This is a genomic window from Streptomyces ambofaciens ATCC 23877, assembly GCF_001267885.1.
Classification (GTDB): Bacteria; Actinomycetota; Actinomycetes; order Streptomycetales; family Streptomycetaceae; genus Streptomyces; species Streptomyces ambofaciens.
The window spans coordinates 7,576,683-7,598,083 of sequence record NZ_CP012382.1 but is presented as its reverse complement, the minus strand read 5'-3'; the positions used below and the strand labels follow the sequence as shown (position 1 = coordinate 7,598,083).

General features: G+C 72.5%; 9 protein-coding genes. 1 reads left to right on the top strand and 8 read right to left on the bottom strand.

The genetic code is table 11. The annotated features are described in order from the left end of the window. Positions 1–94: 94 nt before the first annotated feature. The 8 genes from SAM23877_RS33415 to SAM23877_RS33380 all read right to left on the bottom strand — a co-directional run bounded on the left by SAM23877_RS33415 (position 95) and on the right by SAM23877_RS33380 (position 20,211). Positions 95–1,795, bottom strand: a complete 1,701-nt coding sequence (locus tag SAM23877_RS33415) for an ABC transporter transmembrane domain-containing protein (protein ID WP_053141340.1) — start codon at positions 1,793–1,795, stop codon at positions 95–97. Next, complete coding sequence (locus SAM23877_RS33410) at positions 1,782–12,785, bottom strand: non-ribosomal peptide synthetase (protein ID WP_053141338.1); 11,004 nt, start codon at positions 12,783–12,785, stop codon at positions 1,782–1,784. Before SAM23877_RS33410 ends, SAM23877_RS33415 begins: the two co-directional genes overlap by 14 nt. A gap of 57 nt (positions 12,786–12,842) precedes the next feature. Further along, positions 12,843–14,630, bottom strand: coding sequence for an ABC transporter ATP-binding protein (locus SAM23877_RS33405; RefSeq protein WP_053141336.1), 1,788 nt, complete (start codon positions 14,628–14,630; stop codon positions 12,843–12,845). Between the two features lie 2 nt (positions 14,631–14,632). Next, entirely contained in the window at positions 14,633–15,697 is a 1,065-nt protein-coding gene (locus SAM23877_RS33400) for an iron-siderophore ABC transporter substrate-binding protein (protein ID WP_053141335.1), read from the bottom strand. 93 nt (positions 15,698–15,790) lie between these two features. Continuing rightward, complete coding sequence (locus SAM23877_RS33395) at positions 15,791–16,648, bottom strand: ABC transporter ATP-binding protein (RefSeq protein ID WP_053141333.1); 858 nt, start codon at positions 16,646–16,648, stop codon at positions 15,791–15,793. Between the two features lie 37 nt (positions 16,649–16,685). Further along, positions 16,686–17,789: a FecCD family ABC transporter permease gene (locus tag SAM23877_RS33390; protein ID WP_053141331.1), complete on the bottom strand. Its 1,104-nt coding sequence runs from the start codon at positions 17,787–17,789 to the stop codon at positions 16,686–16,688. Then, complete coding sequence (locus SAM23877_RS33385) at positions 17,786–18,844, bottom strand: FecCD family ABC transporter permease (protein ID WP_053143108.1); 1,059 nt, start codon at positions 18,842–18,844, stop codon at positions 17,786–17,788. The genes SAM23877_RS33390 and SAM23877_RS33385 overlap by 4 nt, the downstream gene beginning before the upstream one ends. Positions 18,845–18,855: 11 nt before the next feature. Further along, positions 18,856–20,211 (bottom strand): lysine N(6)-hydroxylase/L-ornithine N(5)-oxygenase family protein, encoded by a 1,356-nt coding sequence (locus SAM23877_RS33380; RefSeq protein ID WP_053141329.1) that lies wholly within the window; start codon positions 20,209–20,211, stop codon positions 18,856–18,858. Positions 20,212–20,444: 233 nt separating this feature from the next. On the opposite strand from SAM23877_RS33380, the gene SAM23877_RS33375 reads away from it, so the two are divergent. Then, positions 20,445–21,392 carry a methionyl-tRNA formyltransferase gene (locus SAM23877_RS33375; RefSeq protein WP_053141327.1) on the top strand — a complete coding sequence of 316 codons (948 nt, stop codon included), beginning with the start codon at positions 20,445–20,447 and terminating at the stop codon, positions 21,390–21,392. The last annotated feature ends 9 nt before the right edge of the window (positions 21,393–21,401 follow it).

The window sequence follows — 21,401 nt, the reverse complement described above, 5'->3', positions numbered from 1 at the left end:
TGACCACAGAGCCCCTTTCCCAGGGGGGCCATCGCAAACACCGCAAACGACTGCAATCAGGTGGCACACCTCACGGGCCGGAAGAGGCGCGCGGTCACCGGGTGACCGCCAGGCGATAGTCGTGGTCGGTGGCGAGCAGGTTGCGATGCGTGTCCTCGGCGGTGATGACGCCCTCGTCCAGTACGAGGACCCGGTCGGCGGCGTCCAGGAGGGCCGGACTGCTGGTGATCACGAGGGTGGTGCGGCCCCGGCGCAGCTTCGCGACGTTGCGCGCGATGAGCTGCTCGGTCACCGCGTCGACGGCCGTGGTCGGATCGCGCAGGACCAGGACGTCGGCGTCCGCGGCGAGGGCACGGGCGAGGGACAGGCGCTGGCGCTGTCCGCCGGAGAGGTTGGCGCCGCGGTCGCGGACCGCGTAGTCCAGCCCTTCCCGGTGCAGGGCGACGACGTCGGTCAGCATGGACGCCTCGACGGCCTCCGGGACCGTCCGGCTGGTGTTCGACGGGTCGATGTTGCTGCGCAGGGTGCCCGCGAAGATCTCCCCGTCGTACGGGTTGACCAGCATCAGCTCGCGGGCCGCCCCGATCGACAGGTCCGCCAGGTCCCGGCCGCCGACCCGCACCGCGCCCTCGTACGCGTCGGGCGGGACGTTCAGGGCGAGGACCGCGGCGAGGTCGGCCGCCGCCCGCGGCTGGTAGGCGGCGATCGCGACGAACTCGCCGGCGGCCACCGTGAACTTCACGTTCCGCAGCGCCCCGTGGCGCACGCAGTCGACCTCCAGGTCCCCGCCGGAGGCCGGCTGCTCGGCCCCCGGGGCCGTCACCGGGGGCGCGGCCAGGACGAGCGCCATCCGCTCGGCGGAGGCGCGCGCGATCATCACGTACTTCGGCATCTCGGAGAACAGCCTGAGCGGTTCCATGATGAACTGCGCGAGCCCCACGGCCATGACGAGTTCCCCGATGTTGATCCGCCCCTCGAACGCCAGCACGCCGGCCGTCAGGGTCACGGCGGCGGCGAGCACCGCGTTGAGGGCCAGCGCGGTGCCCGCGTACGCTCCGTTCACCCGGGCGACGGTGACCGCCTGCCGCTTCGCCTCCGTGCTGACCTTCCGGTAGGACCGGAACGCCGCGTGGTTGCCGCCGAAACCGTGCAGCGGCCGCAGCCCGATGATGAGGTCGGCTACCTTGGCTCCCGCCCGTGCCACCCGTGCCTGCTGTTCACGGGTGCTGGAGCCGATCCGCTTGGACATCACGCTCAGCACGGACAGGATCGCGACGGTCCCCACGATCACGAGCGCGCCGAGCCGGAGGTCGGCCAGGCCCAGTGCCAGCGCCGCGATCAGCACCGCGACCAGTGAACTGATCAGCAGCGGCACCACCTCGATGATGTCGGCGGTCTGGTCGGCGTCCTCGGTGGCGATGGTCAGCACCTCACCGGACTTGAGGTCCACGTCCCTGGCCACCGGCTGGAGCCCGCACCCCGCGACCCGCACCCGCCATCGGTGCGCCTCGGTGGTGTTGGCCTTCTGCAGGATGCGCATCCCGAACCGCCACGACAGCGAAACGGTCGTGATGATCACGGCCAGGGCGGCGATCGCCAGGCCGAGCGAGCCGGGGCTCCGGTCCCGCATGGTGTGTTCGACGATCAGGCCGAGCGCGATGGGGAAGGCGGTCTCACCGGCCTGGTAGAGGCCCATCAGCACGGTGCCCGAGGTCATGGCGCCGATGTTGCGACGCAGCGCGGTCCGCAGGATGTCGGACCCGGCGCGGGTCCGCTGCGTGTCAGGAGTTCTCATCGAGGTGACGGGCAATCGCTTCCGGGGTTCGCAGGGTGAACAGATCGCGGATCGTGATCACTGGACCGTACTCGCGGCGGAGCAGCCCGGCCAGCCGCACCGCCAGCATGGAGTGGCCCCCCAGGGCCACGAAGTCGCTCACCGCGCTCACCTCGTCGTCGTCCAGGTCCAGGGCCTCGGCGAAGAACTCGCACACCACGGTCTCCGTCCCGGTCGCCGGGCCGCGCTCCTCCGCCGTGGTCAGCGCTCCCAGCGGCTTGGCCTCGGGCAGCGCCCTGGTGTCGGCCTTGCCGTTCACGGTCAACGGGATGCCGTCGACCCGGGCGTAGTGCGTCGGGCGCAGGAAGTCCGGCAGCGCGGCGCCCACTTCGGCGGCCACCTCGGCCAGGTCGGCGCCGTCCAGCACCAGGTAGGCGGCCAGCCGGTACGCGCCGTCGACCTGCGGGTCGGGCTGGGCCACCGCGGCGGCGAACCGCACCGCGGAGTGCGCCGCGAACACGGCCTCGACCTCGCCGAGTTCGACCCGGTGCCCGCGGATCTTGACCTGCTGGTCGGTGCGGCCGAGGTACGTCAGGTTGCCGTCGGAGCGGCGGGCCACCAGGTCCCCGGTGCGGTACATGCGCGCGCCGGGTTCGCCGAACGGGCAGGCCACGAAGCGGTGCGCGGTCTGGGCCGGCTGTCCGAGGTAGCCCCGCGCGATGCCGATGCCCGACACGTACAGCTCGCCGGGGACGCCGTCCGGCAGCGGCCGCAGCCACGGGTCCAGCACGTACACGTCCGTGTTGTCGATCGCCACCCCCACCACCGGGTCCTGGCACTCGAAGGTGCCGACGCCCAGGGTGTTGATGGTGTACTCGGTGGGTCCGTAGAGGTTGTAGCCGACCGTTCCCTCGGTCTCGGCGAGCCGCCGCCACAGCGTCGGGGTGACGGCCTCGCCGCCCAGCAGCACGAGCGCGGGCCGCCGTCCCGGATCGTCGAGCAGTCCCTCGCCGAGGAGTTGCTGCGCGTAGGTCGGGGTCACGTTGATGACGTCGATGCCGTGCGCGAGGCAGTACTCGACCAGTGCGGGCGCGTCCCGGCGGAGTTCCTCGTCGCAGATGTGCACCTCGTGGCCGTCGGCGAGCCACAGCAGTTCCTCCCACGACATGTCGAAGGCGAAGGACACGGTGTGCGCGACGCGGAAGACCCGGTGGCCGTGTTCGGCCAGCACCGGTTCGAAGATGCGGCGCTGGTGGTTGACCAGCATGTTGGTGAGTCCGGCGTACTCGGTCACCACGCCCTTGGGCTTCCCGGTCGACCCCGAGGTGTAGATGGTGTACGCCGGGTGCCGGAGCCGGTGCGGGTCGTCGGGCGCGAACGTCACGAGCGGCTCGGCCGCCGGCAGCGGACGGTCCAGCTCGATCAGGTCGCCGGTCAGCCGGGGCGCCACCGCGCTCACGGTGAGGGTCACGGCCGGGCGGGCGTCCGCGACGATCGCGGCGATCCGCTCGTCCGGGTGGTCCAGCTCCAGCGGCACGTACGCGGCACCGGTGCGCAGCACGGCGAACAACGCCACGATCGAGTCGAGGGACCGGGGGATCGCGAGGCCCACGGCCGTCTCCGGGCCGATGCCGCGCCGGGCGAGCACGCCCGCCACCGCGCGGCTGCGGTCCCGCAGTTCGGCGAAGGTCATGGTCGCGCCGTGGGCGACGAGGGCCACCCGCTCCGGATCGCGGTCCGCCGCCCGGTCGAACCGGTCGACGACGGTGTCCGTGCCGACGTCGGTGCGCTCGGCGGGTACGGGCAGCGGTCCGAGGCCGCGCAGCGCGCCGACCGGTCCGGTCGCCCCGGCCAGATCGTCGAGTACGCGCAGGTAGTCGTCGAGGAGGCACCGGGCCCGCCCGGTGTCGTCGTCGCGGTACTCCAGCTTCACGGTGAGCCGGTCGCCGGGCGTGACGACCCAGGTGAACGGATAGTGGGTCGAGTCGTCGGCCCGCACCGAGGTGATGCCGTGCCTGGCGTTCATCTCGGCGAAGGCGTCCAGGTCCAGGAAGTTCTGCAGGACGAAGAGGTTGTCGAACAAGGTGCCGTGTCCGCCGGCCCGTTGGATCTCGCCGAGCCCCAGGTGCTCGTGGTCCATCGCCTCGACCCGGGCCGCCTGCACGGCCGTCAGGTACTCCCGGACGGTGTCCCCCGGCCGGGCCCGCGTCCACTGGGGCACGGTGTTGAGCAGGACGCCGACGATGCCGGAGAGCCCCGCGCCCTCCCGGCCGGAGACGGTCACGCCGAACACGGCGTCACCGCGGCCGGTCCGGGCTCCCAGGAGGAGGCCGAACGCGCCGGTCAGCACCGTGTTCAGGGTGACCCCGTGCGTCCTGGCCGCCTCCCGCAGGAGCTCGGACCGTTCGGCGGAGAGGGTGTGGACCAGCGCCCGCGGCAGGTCGTCCGAGAGGGACGGCGCCGGCCCGGCGAGCAGCGTCGGACCGGACAGACCGGTCAGGTGCTCCGCCCAGAAGCGTTCCGATGCCGCGGTGTCCTTGGCGGCGAGCACCCGGGCATGGTCCTCGAAGCTCGGCACGGCCGGGACCGGGGCCGGTGACTCGCCGGCGAGGACGGCCTCGTAGGCGCCGAACAGGTCCCGCAGGACGATCTCGCGCGACCAGCCGTCCCACAGCAGCAGGTGGTAGCTGAGCAGCAGCCCGTCGCGGTCGCCGGGCAGGTGGACCACGGTCAGCCGGATCAGGGGCGGCTCGCCCGGGTCGAACCCGGTGGCCCGGTCCCGGGCCCGCAGGGCCTCGGCCTCCTCGTCCGTCGCCGCCGCGACCGTACGGACGTCGACCCGCCGGCCCGCCGCGAGCACCTGGACGGGGTTTCCGTCCGCGTCGGTGGTGAAACCGGCGCCCACGCCCGGGTGGCGTGCGAGGACGTGGGTCATCGCCTCGGCCAGCGCGCCGGTGTCCAGGCGCCGGTCGAAGGTGAACCAGCTCTGCGCGACGTAGTGTCCGGCCGGACCCGTCAGCTGCGCCTGGAAGAACAGGCCCCGCTGGAGCGCGGTGACCGGCGCCGTGCGCTCGGCCGTCACGGAGGCGTCCGCCACGCGTTCGAGTGCGTCGCGCCAGTGCGCGGTGATCTCGTCGGGAACGCCGTCGGCGAGGGTGAAGACCGCGTGCAGGCTGCCGGTGGCGTCGTCGGTCCAGGCGTTGACCTCGACCGCGTACGGGCTGCCCTGGTCACCGCCGGTGAGGCGGAGTGCCTGGGACTCGCTGCCTCTCCCGAGGTAGTTGAACAGCACCTGGGGACGTGCTCGCAGGAGCGGGGCGGTCTGCGGGTTGAGGTACCTGAGCAGGCCGTAGGCGACGTGGGCGTGTTCGTCCGGTTGGCGGTCGGCGACCTCGCGCGCCGCCGCCACGGGGTCGGTGTGCGCGGTGAGCCGTACCGGTGCGATGGAGGTGAACCAGCCGACCGTGCGGGTGTAGTCGTGGTGGTCGAGGGCCGGGACCCGGCCGTGCCGCTCCAGGTCGACGGCGAGGTCGGTGGGCGCCGCCTGGATGTGCGTCAGCGCGGTGCGCAGGGCGCCGCACAGCAGCTCGGTGAGGCCGACGCCGAGCGCGGCGGGCGCGGTGCGCGTCACGCGCTCGCTCGTGTCGGACGCGAGCACGACCGTGGTCTCGCGCACTCCCCCGACCGCGGGGAGCAGCGCGGGCGCCCGGAGGGTGGAGAGCCAGTGACCCAGTTCGCCGGTCGGGTGGGTGGACCGGTGGGTCAGTGCTTGCGCGTACTCGGTGTAGGACGTCGTCGGCGGCGCCAGGGGCGCCCCGCGCAGGGCGGTGGCCAGGTCGTCCAGCAGGATGAGCCAGGACACGGCGTCGACGGCGAGGTGGTGCGCGGTGACGACCAGGGTCCGGGTGGCGTCCAGCCAGGCGAACGCGATGACGTTCCCGGCTTCGGCGTCGAGCCGGCCGGCGGCGTCGTCGGCCACCGCGGTCGCGTCGGTGGCATCGCTCCGGGCGACGGTGACCTCGCGGGCGGGCTCGGTGCGCAGCGACCACACCCCGTGGTCCACGCTCAGCCGCAGGCGGAGGGCCGGATGCGCGGCCACGACGGCGTGCGCGGCACGCTCGGCGTCGGTGAAGCCGGTGCCCTCGGGTGCCCGCACCGCCCTGGCCTGCGCGAAGCGGGTGAGTGAGCCGCCCAGTTCCCGCTGGCGCAGGATGATCGGGGTCGGCGGCAGCGGGCCGTCCTCGTGGCGGGCGGGTGGGGTGGCCGCGGCCGGCGGGGTGCTCGCCGACACGTGCTCGGCGAGGGCGCGCGGGGTCCTGAGCAGGAAGACGTCCCGTGGGGTGACCGGCAGGCCGAGCGCCCTGGCCCGGTTGATCACCGTGATGGCGACGATGCTGTCGCCCCCGGCGCGGAAGAAGTCGGTGTCGGCGTCCACGGCGGCGCCGGGCAGCGTGTCGGCGTAGATGCCGATGAGGCCGGCGAGAGCCGCGTCGTCCGGACGCGCCGTGCCCCGCGCCGCGACGGTGCCGTCCCCGGGGGTCCGTGCTCCGGCGCCGGCGGGCCGGTGGGGAGCGCCGCTCGGGGGGTGGGTCACCGCTCCCGGCTCGGGGGCCCTCGCGTCCCCGGGCTCCGGGGTGACGCGCTCGGCCAGGGCCTTGCGGTCCAGCTTGCCGTTGACCGTGAGCGGCAGCACGTCGAGGGGCAGTGTCCGGCGCGGGACCATGTGCGCGGGGAGCTTCTCGGACAGCAGGGCGGTGAGGTCGGCGGGCACCTCGCCGACGAGGTGCGCGACGAGATGGTCGCCGCCGTCCGCGACGGTCACGGCCACGTCGACCACGCCGTCGAGCTCCCTGATCGCGGCCTCGACCTCGCCGAGTTCGATGCGGAAGCCCTTGAGCTGCACCTGGTCGTCGGCCCGGCCGGTGAACCGCAGCTCGCCGTCGAGCGTGCGGCGCGCGAGGTCGCCCGTGTGGTACATGCGGGTGCCGTCGCCGGTGAACGGGTTCGCCACGAACCGGCCCGCCGTGAGCGCCGGCCGGCCGAGGTAGCCGAGTGACACCTGGTCACCGGCGACGTAGATGGCGCCCTCCCGCCCGGGCGGTACCGGCCGGAGCCGGTCGTCGAGCAGGTAGGTCACCAGTCCGGGCAGCGGAGCGCCGATCGGGCTGACGTCGACGCCGGGGGCGAGGTCCTCGGCCGTCAGCACCCGGTGCGTGACATGGACGGTGGTCTCGGTGATGCCGTACATGTTGACCAGCTCGGGCGCGTGGACGCCGTGCCGCCGGACCCAGTCGCGCAGTCGTCCGGGGTCCAGGGCCTCGCCGCCGAAGACGATCAGACGCAGTGCGGGGAGCGGCTCGCCGGCGTGCCGGTCGGCCTCGACGAACTGGTAGAACGCGGACGGCGTCTGGTTGAGCACGGTCACGCCGCGTTCCCGGACCAGTCGGTGGAAGTCGACCGGGGAGCGCGTCAGACCGTACTCCGGGACGAGCAGCTCACCGCCGTGTGCCAGGGCGCCCCACAGCTCCCAGACCGCGAAGTCGAAGGAGAAGGAGTGGAACTGGACCCACACGTCGTCCGGGCCGAACCCCATGTCGGGGCCGGTGTTCGCGAGCAGCGTCACCACGCTGGAGTGGGGGACGACGACGCCCTTGGGCCTGCCGGTCGATCCGGAGGTGTAGATCACGTAGGCGGGGTCGTGGCCGGCGGGCCCGCGCTCCGGTCCCGGGTCGGCCGGTGGTGACTCGTCGCCCAGCACCAGGACGCGGGCCGTCGGCAGGTCCGCCCGGGAGAGCAGCCGGGTGAAGCGGTCGCGGTGCTCGGGAGTCACGAGAACGACCTGCGGAGCGGCGTCGGTGAGGATGTACCGCAGCCGTTCGTCGGGGTACGCGAGGTCCAGCGGTACGTAGGCGCCTCCCGCGCTGACGACGCCGACCAGGGCGACGACCTGCTCGACGGAGCGCGGGACGGCCACGGCGACCCGGGCGCCCGGCCCGACACCCGCCGCGCGCAGGAGCGAGGCGAGTCCGTTCTTCTCCCGTGCCAGTTCACCGTAGGTCAGGGACCGTGTGCCGCCGTCGAGTGCGCACCAGGTGACGGCGGGGGCGGCCGGGTCGCGTCGGGCGGCGGTGTCGAAGAGTCCGCCCAGGGTCGTCGGGACGATCCGCTCGGGGTTACGGGGCTCCGGGAGCGTCAGCTCGCCGACCAGGGCGTCCGGCCGGGTGAGCAGGCCGGTGAGGGCGCGGGTGAAGGTGCGCAGGATCGCCTCGGCGCCCTTGTGCGTCAGCAGCGCCCCGTCGTGGATCAGTTGGAAGCGCGGCCGGCCGTCGGAGGTGCGTTCGGCCACCAGTGTCAACGGGTAGTGCGGAGCGCCCTCGTTCGTGATGCCGGTGACGACGAGGGTGTCGTCCGGCCGCCGGAGGCCGCGCACGTCGGCCGCGACGTCGAAGACCACCAGCGTGTCGAAGAGGGGGCCGGGGCCGGCCAGGCGGGTGAGGCCGGCCAGTGAGACGTGCTGGTGCGGCAGTACCGCGCTCTGGTGCTCCCTGACCGAGGCGAGCAGCTCGCGCGCCGTGGTGTCGCCGGTCCACCGGGCGCGCAGGGGGATCGTGTTGATGAACAGTCCCACCATGTCCTCGATGCCGGGCACCTCCGCGTCGCGCCCGGACACCGTGGACCCGAACACCACGTCCGTGCCGTGCAGGATGCCGCCCAGCGTCACCGCCCACGCGCTGTGCACGGCCACGCTCAGCGGCACGCCGGCCGACCGGACGGCCGCGTCGATGTCGTCCGCCGGTTCCACGGCGGTGTCGGCGAAACGGTCGGACGGCGTGTGCCCCTCGGCGACCAGCGAAGGGCCCGGCAGGCCGGCCAGCTGGGTGCGCCACACGCGCTCGCTCGCGTCGTCGCCGCGTGCGGCGAGCAGGCGGACGTAGGCGGGAAAGCCGCCGAGCGGGTGCACGGACCCCGGCACGTGGTACTCGGCGAGCAGCGTGCGGAGCATCGGCATCACCGACCAGCCGTCGGCGATGATGTGGTGCACGGTCTGCACCAGGACGTTCCTGCCGGGGCCCCCGCGGATGAGGGTGTACCGCATCAGTGGGCCGGTGGCCAGGTCGAAGCCGGCGCGGCGGTCCCGTTCGGCGTGCGCGCGGATCTCGTCGTCGGTGATGCCGGGGCGGTCCAGGGTGGTGAAGGGCGCTTCGACGCCGCCGTCCAGGACGGAGACCACCCGGCCGTCGGCGAGGGCCACGAACCGTGCGGCCAGGTTCGGGTGGAGGGTGAGCAACCGGGTGGCCGCCGTCGCGAGCCGGCCGGCGTCCACCTCACCGTCCAGGGTCAGCAGCTGCTGCTCGACGTAGCTGCCGGCCGAGTCGTCGTCGTAGACCGAGTGGAAGTAGAGGCCCTCCTGCAGCGGGGTCAGCGGGAGGACGTCCCGCAGCGCCGGCCCGTCCAGGGCGTCGACGTCGGCCTGGGTGAGGGACAGCGGGCGGAAGTCGCTGGGTGAGTGACCGCCCGCGTCGAGCGCGGCCAGCCCGGTGAGGGCCTCCTCGTAGTAGGCGCCGAGTGCCGTGACGTCCTCGTCGGTGAACACGCCGTCGGGCCAGGAGACGGTGGTCACGAGCTCGTACGCGCCGTCGGCGGCGGGTTCGGCGATCGCGTTGAACTCCAGGGCCCGGGGCAGGCGCATCCGCGGGTCGCGCCTCTCGCCCAACTGGCCCGTGGCCCGGGCGAGCTTCCAGTCCTCCGAGCCGCCCGCGTCGAAGCGGCCCAGGTAGTTGAACAGGACCTGGGGCGCGGGTGCCTGGAACTCGGCGTGGCCGAGGTACCGCAGGGCCCCGTAGGAGACGCCGTTGTGCGGCACCCGGGCGAGGTCCTCCTTGACCGCCTTGAGCGCGGCGGCCAGGTACGCGGGTGCCGTGGGGTCGGGGGCCGCGCCGGGGTCCACGGTCACCGGGAAGAGGGTGGTGAACCAGCCCACGGTCCGGGACAGCTCCGGCTCGAAGCCGGCGGAGGGCGCCACGAACCGCCCCTCCCGGCCGTGTCCTTCGAGTTCGACGTGCGCGAAGGTCTGGTCCTGCCCGAGGTCGCGGCGCCGACGGGCGAGGGCGACGGCCAGGGCGGTCAGCAGCACGTCGTTGACGCCGGCGTGGAACTTCGCGGGTGTCTCGCCCAGCAGGGCGGCCGTGACCTCGGGGCCGACCGACACGGTCCGGGTCCGTTCCCGTGCCACGGTGTCCGCCTCGGTGAGGGGCCGCCTGCCCAGGGGCAGGTCCGCTCCCGGCAGGGGGCGCCGGTAGTAGGCGCTGTCCGCGTCGAAGGCCGCATGCTCCAGCAACCGGGTCCAGCGCCGGAACGACGTGCCCACGGCGGGCAGTTCGATCGGGGCGCCCGAGGAGAGCTGCCGCCACGCCGTGGCCAGGTCCTCCATGAGGACCCGCCAGGACACGCCGTCGATCACCACGTGGTGGACGACCACGACCAGTTGCCGTGCCGCCCGACGCCAGACGGCCCGCAGCATCACACCGCTCTCCGGGTCCAGTCCGTCGGTGGCGAGCGCGACGCACGCGTCGAGGGGCAGGTCGCTCTCCTGCCACGGCGCGGCGGACCGGTGCGCCTCCGGGACGGTGAAGCTCCAGCGCTCCCCGCGCACCAGCTCGGCGCGGAGCATGGCGTGGTGGCCGACCAGGGCGGCGAGGATCTCGTCGAGAGCCGCGGGAGTCAGCTCCGCGGGGGTGTTCAGCACGACCGACTGCACGAAGCCGTCGATCGCGTCCGTGGTCTCGCCGAGCCACTGCACGATGGGCGAGGCGACGACGGAGCCGGTGGCGACGTCGTGGTGGTCCACGACGGCCGTGTCCTCCCGGGCAGCCACCGCCGCCAGTGCGCCCACGGTGCTGTGGGTGAAGATCTGCCGTGCCGTGACGTGGAGCCCCGCGTCGCGCAGGGCGCTCAGCAGCGAGATGGCGAGGATGCTGTCTCCGCCGAGCTGGAAGAAGTCCTGGTCGACACCGACCGCCTCCAGCCGGAGCAGGGTCGCGACCGCCGTGCACACCGCGCGCTCGTTCTCGGTGGTGGGCGGGACGATCGAGGCCGTCGCGAGCTCGGGTTCGGGCAGCGCGTGGCGGTCCAGCTTGCCGTTCGCGGTGAGCGGGAACCGTGTCATCACGACGATGTGGGCGGGCACCATGTACTCCACCAGGTGCGTGCCGGCCCACGCCTTGACGTCGGCCGCCCGCAGGTCTTCGTGCCCGGCGGCCGGGATCACGTACCCCACCAGGTAGGTGCCGCCGGCGCTGTTCCTCTTCGCGACGACGCAGGTGTGCCGCACTCCGGGGTGCTCGGCGAGGCCGACCTCGACGTCCTCGATCTCCAGCCGCATCCCGCGGATCTTGACCTGGTTGTCGGCCCGGCCGAGGAAGTCCAGCGAACCGTCGGGGGCGAAGCGCGCGAGGTCGCCGGTCCGGTACAGCCGGGACCCGTCGTCGGCGAAGGGGTTCGCCACGAACCGGGAGGCCGTCAGGGCGGGTGCGTTCACGTATCCGCGCCCCAGGAGGAACCCGCCGACGTAGAGTTCGCCGCCGACGCCGACCGGGACCGGGCGCAGTTCGTCGTCCAGGACGTACAACTGGGTGTTGGGGTTGGCCTTGCCGATCGACGTGGACAGGCGTTCGGCCGCGCCCCGGTAGATCACGTGCGAGACGCCGATGGTCGTCTCCGCGGGGCCGTAGCCGTGGTACATGGGGATGTCGAGCCGGGTGCGGAACCGTTCGTACAGCTCGGGGGTGAGCACCTCGCCGCCGCACCAGACGTGCCGCAGGCTGTCGAGGCGCCCGGAGTCGCCCGCGATCTCCAGCAGCACGTCCAGCATGGACGACACCAGGTACGTGAAGGTGACGCGCTGCTCGGCTATCACGCTCAGCAGGTGGTGCGGGTCGCGTTCGCCACCGGGGCGCAGGACCACCAGCCGGGCACCGGACACCAGCGGCAGGAAGATCTCGTTGACGGAGATGTCGAAGGACAGCGGCGCCTTGAAGAGCGAGGCGTCGTCGTGGCCGAACCCCAGGATCTCGTGGACCTGCCACAGCAGCCGCTCGCTGATCGCTTCGTGCCGGATCATCGCGCCCTTGGGGCGTCCGGTCGAGCCGGAGGTGAAGATCACGTAGGCCAGGGCGTCGCCGGGGACGGCGACCTCGCCCCCCGCGGACGGCCGGGAACCGAACCGCCAGTCACCGAGGTCGACGGCCACGGCCTCCGGCTCCCCCGCCGCGTGCTCGCCGGAGGCGCTGAGCTGGAGCACGACTCGGGCGTCCTCGACGACGACGGCCCGGCGCGCGGCGGGCCAGTGCGGGTCGAGCGGCACGAAGGCACAGCCGGCCCGGAGCACGCCGAGGAGGCCGATCACCATGTCGGCGGAGCGTTCCAGGGAGATGCCGACGACCTGTTCGGCGGTGAGTCCGCGTGCGACGAGGTGGTGGGCCAACTGGCCGGAGAGCTCGTCGGCCTGGCGGTAGGTCAGCGTCCGGTGCTCGTCGACCACGGCGACGGCGTCCGGTCTGGTCCGCGCCTGCTCCCGGAACATCTCCACCAGGGTCGGGCGGACCCGGTCGGCCCGGGTGTCGTTCCACTCGGCCAGCCGGCGGCGCCGCTGCGCCGCGGTGGACGGGCCGATGGTCCCGATGGGCCGGTCCGGGAAGTCGGCCAGGTCGTCCAGTGCGAGACGTGCGTCGTCCGGTGCGACGCCCTGCGGCAGCGGCACGCTCCGGCCGTCCTCTCCGGCGTGCCGGCCGCTCGCTCCGCCGCCGCCGTTGTCGACCCAGCCGAGCACGTCGGCGAACAGGGTGCCGGGGGTGAGGTCGAGTCCGTCGGGGCTCCGGCCCGTCGCCCAGTACGAGAGCCCGAGGGCGCAGGCCCGCGCGATGGTCCGGTCGGTGAAGTCGCCGGCGCGCCGGCGGATGTCGGCCAGCTGCCTGGGAGAAAGCCGTACGAGACGAGCGCTCGGTTCCATCATCGAAGACTCAACGCCCCTTCAAAGGAATGACGGCAGGCTAACGGAACTTAGGCTTACCTAACTACCCTCGCGCCAGGCTCGCCACAGCCGTGCGTACCGGCCGCCCAGCGCCACCAGCTCCTGGTGCGTTCCCTGTTCCACGACGCGCCCCGCGTCGAGCACGGCGATCCGGTCCGCCGCCATCGCCTGGGTCAGCCGGTGCGCCACGAACAACGTGGTCCGGCCGGCGCAGGCCGCCAGCACGGCCCGTTCCAGCTCGGCGGCGCCCTCGCTGCCCGCCTCCGCGGTCGACTCGTCCAGCACCACCACCGGGGACCGGCTCAGCACCAGCCGGGCCAGGGCGATCTGGGCGACCTTGGTGACGTCGAGACGCTCGCCGCCCTCACCGACCGTGGTGTCCAGGCCCTCGGGCAGCGCGCGGACCCACCCGTCCGCGCCGACCGTGCGCAACGCGTCCATGAGTTCGGCGTCGGTCGCCTCCGGCGCGGCCAGCCGCAGGTCGTCGGCGAGCGGACCGGAGAACACGTGCGTCTCCTGGGTCAGGATGCTCACCAGGGCCCGGGCCCCGGCCTCGTCCAGGCCCGCCAGATCGGTCTGCCCGACGCGTACCGACCCGGCCTGCGGGGTCCCGACGCCCGCGATCAGCGCGGCCAGGGTCGTCTTGCCGGCACCCGTCGCCCCCACGAGGGCCAGCGAGCCCCCCGCCGGGATCGTCAGGTCGACCTCCCTGAGCACCGGCTCCTCGCTGCCGGGGTAACGGAACGTCAGCCCCTCCACCGTCACCGGGCGGGGGGCGACACCGGCCCGCGCCACGGACGCGTCGCCCACCAGCCGGTCCTCGGCGTCCTCCCCGAGGACCCCCACCAGCCGGGTCAGGCTGGCACCCGACTTCTGCGCCTCGTCGAAGGTGAACATGATGGCGCCCAGCGGGGTGAACAGCCGGTGGAAGAGCAACGGGGCGGCCGACACCTCCCCCAGGCTCGCGGCGCCGGCCTCCAGGAGGGCGTAGCCCACCACGAGGATCAAGGTCAGGCCGATGAACTCGGCGCGGTTCTCCCGGCCGACGAAGCGGCCGAAGAAGCGGAACACCTCGATGCCGAGGTCACGCACCCGCCACGACTCGGCGGTGACCTTCTCGCGGAAGGCACCTTCGAGCCGGTACGCCCGCACCGTCTCGATGCCGTTCAACCCGCTGATCAGGGCCTGGGCCCGGTCGGCCTGGGCCACCCGCTGCCTGCGGTACAGCGGGGCGGACCGGGGCAGGTACCAGCGCAGGGCCAGCGCGTACGCGGGCAGCGCGCCGGCGCCCGCCAGCCCCAGGCGCCAGTCCAGTCCGAACATGCCGGCCGTGGCGATGACCACCAGGACCCCCGCCGAGAACACGGTGGGGACCGCCGTCCTGATGCCCTTGGAGATCACGGCGACGTCGTCACCGACCCGGGACAGCACGTCTCCGCGGCCGACCTGCTCGATCCGGGTGCTGGGCATCCCGAGCACGGCCCGCACGGCGCCCTCCCTCAGCCGGGCGAGCAGGTCGGCGCCCAGCCGCCCGATCAGATAGGTCGACACCGCGGTGGCCGCCGCGCCGAGCAGCGCCGCGGCCACCATCAGGGCTCCGATCGTGACCAGGACCGACTGCGACTCCCCCTCGACCACCGCGTCGACCACCCGGCCGAGCAGCAGCACCGGAAGTACCTGGAGCGCCGCTCCGGCCACCGTCGTGAGGACGGTGGTGAGCGTCAGCCAGGGCACCTCGCGGCAGTGGGCCGCGACCCATCGGCCGGCCTCGCGTCCGGTCGCCGTACGCAGGGCCGCCGGGGCGACGCGCGTGTCCGTGCCGGTCACACCTACCCGGCCGACTTGACGAGTTCGTCGATGGCGTACGGCATCGACAGCAGCGTCCCCTGGGAGATGGCGGCGCCGACGGCCGGGCCCTCGCTGTCGAGCAGGTACGACACCTTGCCGTTCTTGACGGCGTCCAGGTTGGTGAAGAGCTCGAACTTCTTCAGTGCGTCCTGGTCGGCCTTGTCGTTGATGACGAAAACGCGGTCGACGTCGACCAGGTCGACGCGCTCCGGGGAGAGCGTCGTGTAGAAGTTGCCGTCCGCGACCTTGTCGATCTCGGTCTGGTAGGTGTAGCCGAGGCCCGTGACGAGCCGTCCGCGTACGTCGGTGGAGGTGAACGGGGCCACCGCGTCCTCGTACCAGGACAGCACCACGGCGGTGCGACCGGCGAACTCGGGGTGGGCCTTCTTGGCCGTGTCGAGCTTGCCCTGGATGTCGGCCACCATCTTCTCGCCCTCCTCGGCCTTGCCGAGCGTCTTGGCGATGTGGAGCGCGTTGTCCTGCCACGGAGCGCTGAAGGGCTCCTTCTCCGCCTTGGTGCGGCCCACCGTCGGGGCGATCTTCGAGAGCTTGTCGTAGGCGGCCTGGTCGATCTCGGAGTAGACCGCGATGATCAGGTCGGGGCGCAGGGCGGCGATCTTCTCGAAGTTGGGGCCGGAGTCGCCGTTCTTCATGACGACCTCGGGCTTGGTGTCGCCCCACTTCTCCTTCACCCAGGGCCACTGGGTGTTGATGTCGGGGCTCTGGCCGGCCGGGTTCGGGTACTGGTCGACCATGCCGACCGGCTTGATGCCGAAGGCCAGGACGGTCTGGTCGTCCGTGTAGCCGACGGTGACGACCCGCTCGGGAGCCTCGGTGACCTTCGTCGTTCCGAACGCGTGCTCCACGGTGACCGGGAAGGCGCCGGCGGCGGCCGAGGTGTCGTTGCCCGCGTTGTCCGCCGAGTCGTTCGAGTCGTCCGAGTCGGAACCGCAGCCCGCGAGGAGCCCGACGCCGAGGGTGGCGGCGGACAGTGCGGCCGCCCACCGCCGCCAGGGCTTCGTACGCGTCGTTCTAAGGAGGAGCATCCGCAGATCCCTTGCTGTCGCGCTGTCCACTGCGCCCCCGTCTAAGGGCAGCAAACCTTACCGCGCCGGAGTGAGGTTAGCCTACCCTCACTCTCACAACTCTGGTGCCTCTCGGTCGAGTTCGGCGTGGGTACGCCCGATCGGCACGATCAGCGGCCGGTCCCCCACGGGGTCGTCGATCACCCGGGCACGCAGTCCGAAGGCCTCCCTGAGCAGCTCGGCGGTGACGACGTCCCGCGGGTGCCCCTGCGCCAGGATCGCGCCCTCGCGCATGACGACGAGGTTGTCGCTGTAGCGCGTGGCGAGGTTGAGGTCGTGCAGCACCATGATCACGGTGCACCCCGACTCGTGCAGGTCGTCCACCAGGTCGAGCACGTCGATGGCGTGCGCCAGGTCCAGGTAGGTGGTCGGTTCGTCGAGGAGCAGCAGGTCGGTGCCCTGGGCGAGGGTCATCGAGATCCAGACGCGCTGGCGTTGGCCACCCGACAGCGAGTCCACCGGGCGGTCGGCGAGGTCGGCCACCCCGGTCATCGCCAGCGCGCGCTCCACCACGGCGGCGTCGTCCGACGACCACTGCCGCAGCCAGCTCTGGTGGGGGTGACGCCCCCTGGCGACCAGGTCGGACACCGTCAGTCCGTCCGGCGCGACGGGCGCCTGCGGCAGCAGACCGAGCTTCTTCGCCACGTCCCTGGTCCTGAGGGTGCCGATGTCCTCGCCGTCCAGCACGACCGTCCCCCTCGTCGGCTTGAGCAGCCGCGACAAGGTGCGCAGGAGCGTCGACTTCCCGCAGCCGTTGGGGCCGATGATCGTGGTGATCACCCCGGGCGGGATCGCGACGTCGAGCGCGTCGATGACCGTCCGGGTGCCGTACCCGACCGTGACGCCCCTGGCCGTCAGCCGTGAGACGTCGTCGGCCCCGGACTTCACTCCGGCGATGGACTGTACGACCACAAGGCCCCCTCTTTAGGCTTGCCTTACTTTGTACCAGCTATCGGCGGTTCGCCCGCACCAGCAGATAGACGAGGAAAGGGCCGCCGATCGCCGCGGTCACCACGCCGACCGGCAGCGAGACCGGCAGCGCCGTGCGCGCGACCAGGTCGGAGCCGATCAGCAGCAGCGCCCCGACCATGGCGGAGGCCGCCATCGGCGGCGTCGGGCACCTCGCCAGACGCATCGCCACCTGCGGCGCCACCAGCGCGACGAACGGGACCGGGCCCGCCGCGCTCACCGCCACACCGGCGAGCAGCACGGCGCACAGCAGCAGCACCGCCCGCACCGCCGAGTACCGGACGCCGAGGCCCGCGGCGATCTCGTCGCCGAAGTGGAGGGGCTTGAACTGGAAGGAGACGCAGGTGACGACCACGAGCAGAGCCAGCGTGCCCCAGACAGCCACCCGGACCTCGTCCCACGACCGGTTGTCCAGGGAGCCGACCAACCAGGCCTGGGCCCGTGCCACGTCCCGGATGTCGGCCGTGACGAGCAGCCAGGTCGTGATCGCCTGCATCGCGGCGCTCACGGAGATGCCGATCAGGATCAGCCGGAAGCCGTCGACCCCCCGGCGCCATGCCAGGAAGTACACGAGCAGGCCGGTACCGAGGCCTCCCGCGAGGGCCGCCGCGGACAGGCCCACGGCGTCGGCGATCACCGCGGCGGTGCCGCCGGACACGGTCACCAGGAACACCGCGACCGCGCTCGCGCCGCTGGTGATGCCCAGGATGTCCGGGCTGGCCAGCGGGTTGCGCGCGATGGCCTGGGTGAGCGCCCCGGACACCCCGAGCGCGCTCCCCACGACGAGCCCGGCCAGGGCGCGGGGCATCCGGAGGTCCATGATCACGAACTCGTCCACCTGCTCGCCCCGGCCGAAGAGGGTCGCGACCACCCGGGGCACGCTGATGGGGAAGTCCCCGACGCCGATGGACAGGCAGAACACCAGGAAGGCCGCCGCCGCCAGCAGCAGGGTGACGCACGCGATCCAGGGCCGCCACACGAACGACACCCGGCCGAACCGCACACCCGGCGTCAGCGCCGGCCTCGGGTGCACCGCGTCCGCCTTCACGTCTGCCCCGCTCGGCTTCACTTCCGCCCCGTTCATGCGTTCTTGAACTTCCCGAGCCACACCAGGGCCGCGAAGAACGGCGCGCCGAGGAGCGCGACGAGCACACCCGCGTCCAGCTCCGACGGCCGTACCACCAGGCGCCCCACGATGTCGCAGACCAGCAGGATCACAGCGCCGAGCAGACCCGCGTACGGCACCAGCCAGCGGTAGTCCGGCCCGGTCAGGTACCGGGCCACGTGGGCCACCATGAGGCCGATGAACGCGATGGGGCCGCACGCCGCGGTGGCCGCGCCCGCGAGCAGGGTGATGGAGACGATGCCGACGGTCCGGATCAGGGCGACGTTCACCCCGAGGCCGCGCGCCACGTCGTCGCCCAGGTTGAGCAGGTTGACCGCGGGCAGGGTGGTGAGGGCGAGGACCAGTCCGGCCGCGATGAAGGCGGTCACCGGCCAGATGACGTCGAACCCGACGCCGGCCACCGAGCCCGCGTTCCAGAACCGGAGCGCGTTCAGCGAGGCCTTGTCCGTCAGCGCGACCGCCGTGGTCATCGCCGCGAGGAACACGGTCACGCCCTGCCCCGCCAGGGCCAGCGTCAGGGGGTTGCCGGCGCCGCGGCCGATACTCGCCAGGCCGAACACGACGACACCCGCGACCGCCGCGCCGGCGAAGGCCAGCCAGACGTACTGGAACGGGTCGGTGAGCCCGAACAGGGCGATCCCCGAGACCACGGCGAACGAGGCGCCGGAGTTGACCCCCAGCAAGCCCGTGTCGGCGATGGGGTTGCGCGTGTAGCCCTGGATGAGGGCCCCGCCGACTCCCAGGGCGACGCCCGCCACGACCGCGAGCACCGTGCGGGGTACCCGCACGGTGCGCACGATCAGCCTGATCTCGGTGAGCCGTTGATCGGCGTCGGGCGCGGCGAACAAGCCGTGCCACACCTCGGCGGGGGTCAGGGCGCGCGCGCCGACGGCCAGGGACGCGGCTCCCGCGACCACGAGCAGACACGCGAGCACGCCCAGCCCCACCACCCGCTTGCGGCGGGCCTTCGTCGTCCCCCCGGGCGTGGGGCGGGCAACCGCGGTCGTGGTCATGGCGACGTACACTAACGCGCCGTGCTGCCGGTTCCGTCGGCGACCGTGCGGACCTCGTCGGATGCGGCCTTGACGCCCCGGGCGAGGAGCGACTCCAGGATCTCACCGACCCTGATGGCGGTGTTGGACAGCAGCGACGACGTGATGCCGTGGGTGTGCTCCGTGCCGCCCTGCAGGTAGATGCCGCAGCGCAGGTCCGGATCGGTCGCGATGCGGTAGTCGCGCTCGACGCGGACCAGGCCCTCGTCGTCGCGGAGACAGCGGTCCGCGACCTCGCCGAGCAGGCCGAGCGGGTCGGCCGGGCTGTAGCCGGTGGCGAAGACCACGACGTCCGCGTCCAGGAGGGTCTCCTCGCCGGTGACGAGGGACTTCACGGTGGCACGGACCCGGTCCGGCGTCTCCTTGACGTCGGTGAGCCGGGACACGTTGAGGAAGCGCAGCCGCTCGGTCCCGAGGACCTTCTCCCGGTACATCTGCCGGTACAGGTCGTCGATCAGGTCGATGTCCACCACGGAGTAGTTGGTGTTGCCGTGGTAGTCCATCAGCCGGCGTTTGACGCTCCCGGGTGCGGCGAAGTACTCGTCGACCGCGGCGGGGTCGAAGATCCGGTTGGCGAAGCCGCTGTCGTCGGCGGGGCTGTAGCCGTAGCGGGTGAAGACCGCGCAGACCTCGGCGTGGGGGAAGCGGCGGTGCAGGTAGGCGACGTTCTCGGCGGCGCTCTGTCCGGCGCCGACGACCACGAACCGCGCGGGGGAGGTGCCCTCCAACCCGTCGACCTTCGCCAGCAGTTCGGAGTTGTGCCAGACGCGGTCGCCGCGCTCGACGCCCTCCGGCATCAGGGGGCGCAGCCCGGTGCCGAGGACGAGGTTGCGGGCCCGGTGGACCTCCAGACCCTCTCCCGAGCGAACCGTCACCTCCAGGTGCTCCACGGCTCCGTCGCGCACGACGGGTGCGACGCCGACCACCTCGTGACCGTAGGAGACCAGGTCGTCGACCTTGGCCGCGGCCCACTCGAGGTAGTCGTGGAACTCCACCCTGAGCGGGAAGAGGTTCTTGTGGTTGATGAAGTCGATCAGCCGCCCCTTGCTCTGCAGGTAGCAGAGGAAGCTGAACTCGCTGGCCGGGTTCCGGAGTGTCACCAGGTCCTTGAGGAAGGACACCTGCATGGTCGCGTCGTCGATGAGCATGCCGCGGTGCCAGCCGAAGCGCGGCTGCTGCTCGAAGAAGCGGGCGGTGACCGCCTCCTGCCCGCCGACGCCCGCGTTGTGCTCGCTGAGCGCGATGGCCATGGCCACGTTGGACGGACCGAAGCCGATGCCAATGAGGTCGTGGACCGGTGGTGCGTCATCAGGAAGAACCTGTGACATGTCACTCCCATCGTGCGGGACAGTCGCCTGTCGGGCGTGGGGGATGGCCGGAACGGGACGTGCCGACGGAGTCCCCGCCGGAAACTTAGGTGAGCCTAAGCTAATGCTGTGAGGCTGTCGATAGGGCGAACCGACGTCGGTCCGCTCAACTGGGCGCGCTCGACGGGGTGTTGTGGGCTAAGGCAAGCCTTGCTTTACTTGCGGAGCCGTTCCCTGCCCTGAGGAGGAACCCCATGCGGGTCGTCATGTTCGGTTACCAGACCTGGGGCCACCGCACCCTCCAAGCCCTCCTGGACTCCGAGCACGACGTGGTGCTGGTCGTGACGCATCCCAAGAGCGAACACGCCTACGAGAAGATCTGGAGCGACTCCGTCGCCGACCTCGCCGAGGAGCACGGCGTCCCGGTGCTGATCCGCAACCGCCCGGACGACGAGGAGCTGTTCGAGCGACTCAAGGAGGCCGATCCGGACATCATCGTGGCCAACAACTGGCGGACGTGGATCCCCCCGCGCATCTTCGGTCTCCCCCGGCACGGCACGCTCAACGTGCACGACTCGCTGCTGCCGAAGTACGCCGGATTCTCGCCGCTGATCTGGGCCCTGATCAACGGCGAGAGGGAAGTGGGCGTCACCGCGCACATGATGAACGACGAACTGGACGCCGGCGACATCGTCCGGCAGGAGGCCGTACCGGTCGGACCGACGGACACCGCCACCGACCTCTTCCACAAGACCGTCGACCTCATCGCCCCGGTCACCGTCGGCGCCCTCGGCCTCATCGCCGCCGGGCAGACCGAGTTCACCAAGCAGGACCGGTCCCTGGCGAGCTTCTTCCACAAGCGCTCCGCCGAGGACATCCGCATCGACTGGACCTGGCCGGCCGAGGACCTGGAGCGCCTGGTCCGCGCCCAGTCCGAGCCGTACCCCAGCGCCTTCACGTTCCACCGGGGCAGGCGGCTGGAGGTGCTCGCCGCCGTGGTCTCCGAGGGCCGCTACGGCGGTACGCCCGGCCGCATCTTCTACCGCGAGGGCGACGGCGTGGTGATCGTGGCCGGGGCCGACGCCCGTACCGGCCGCAACCACGGCCTGGCCGTCACCCGCGTACGGACCGAGGACGGACGGGAGTTGTCCGCGGCGGAGTACTTCACTTCCATGGGCGGCTATCTGACCAGCCGCCCCTGACCGGACCGG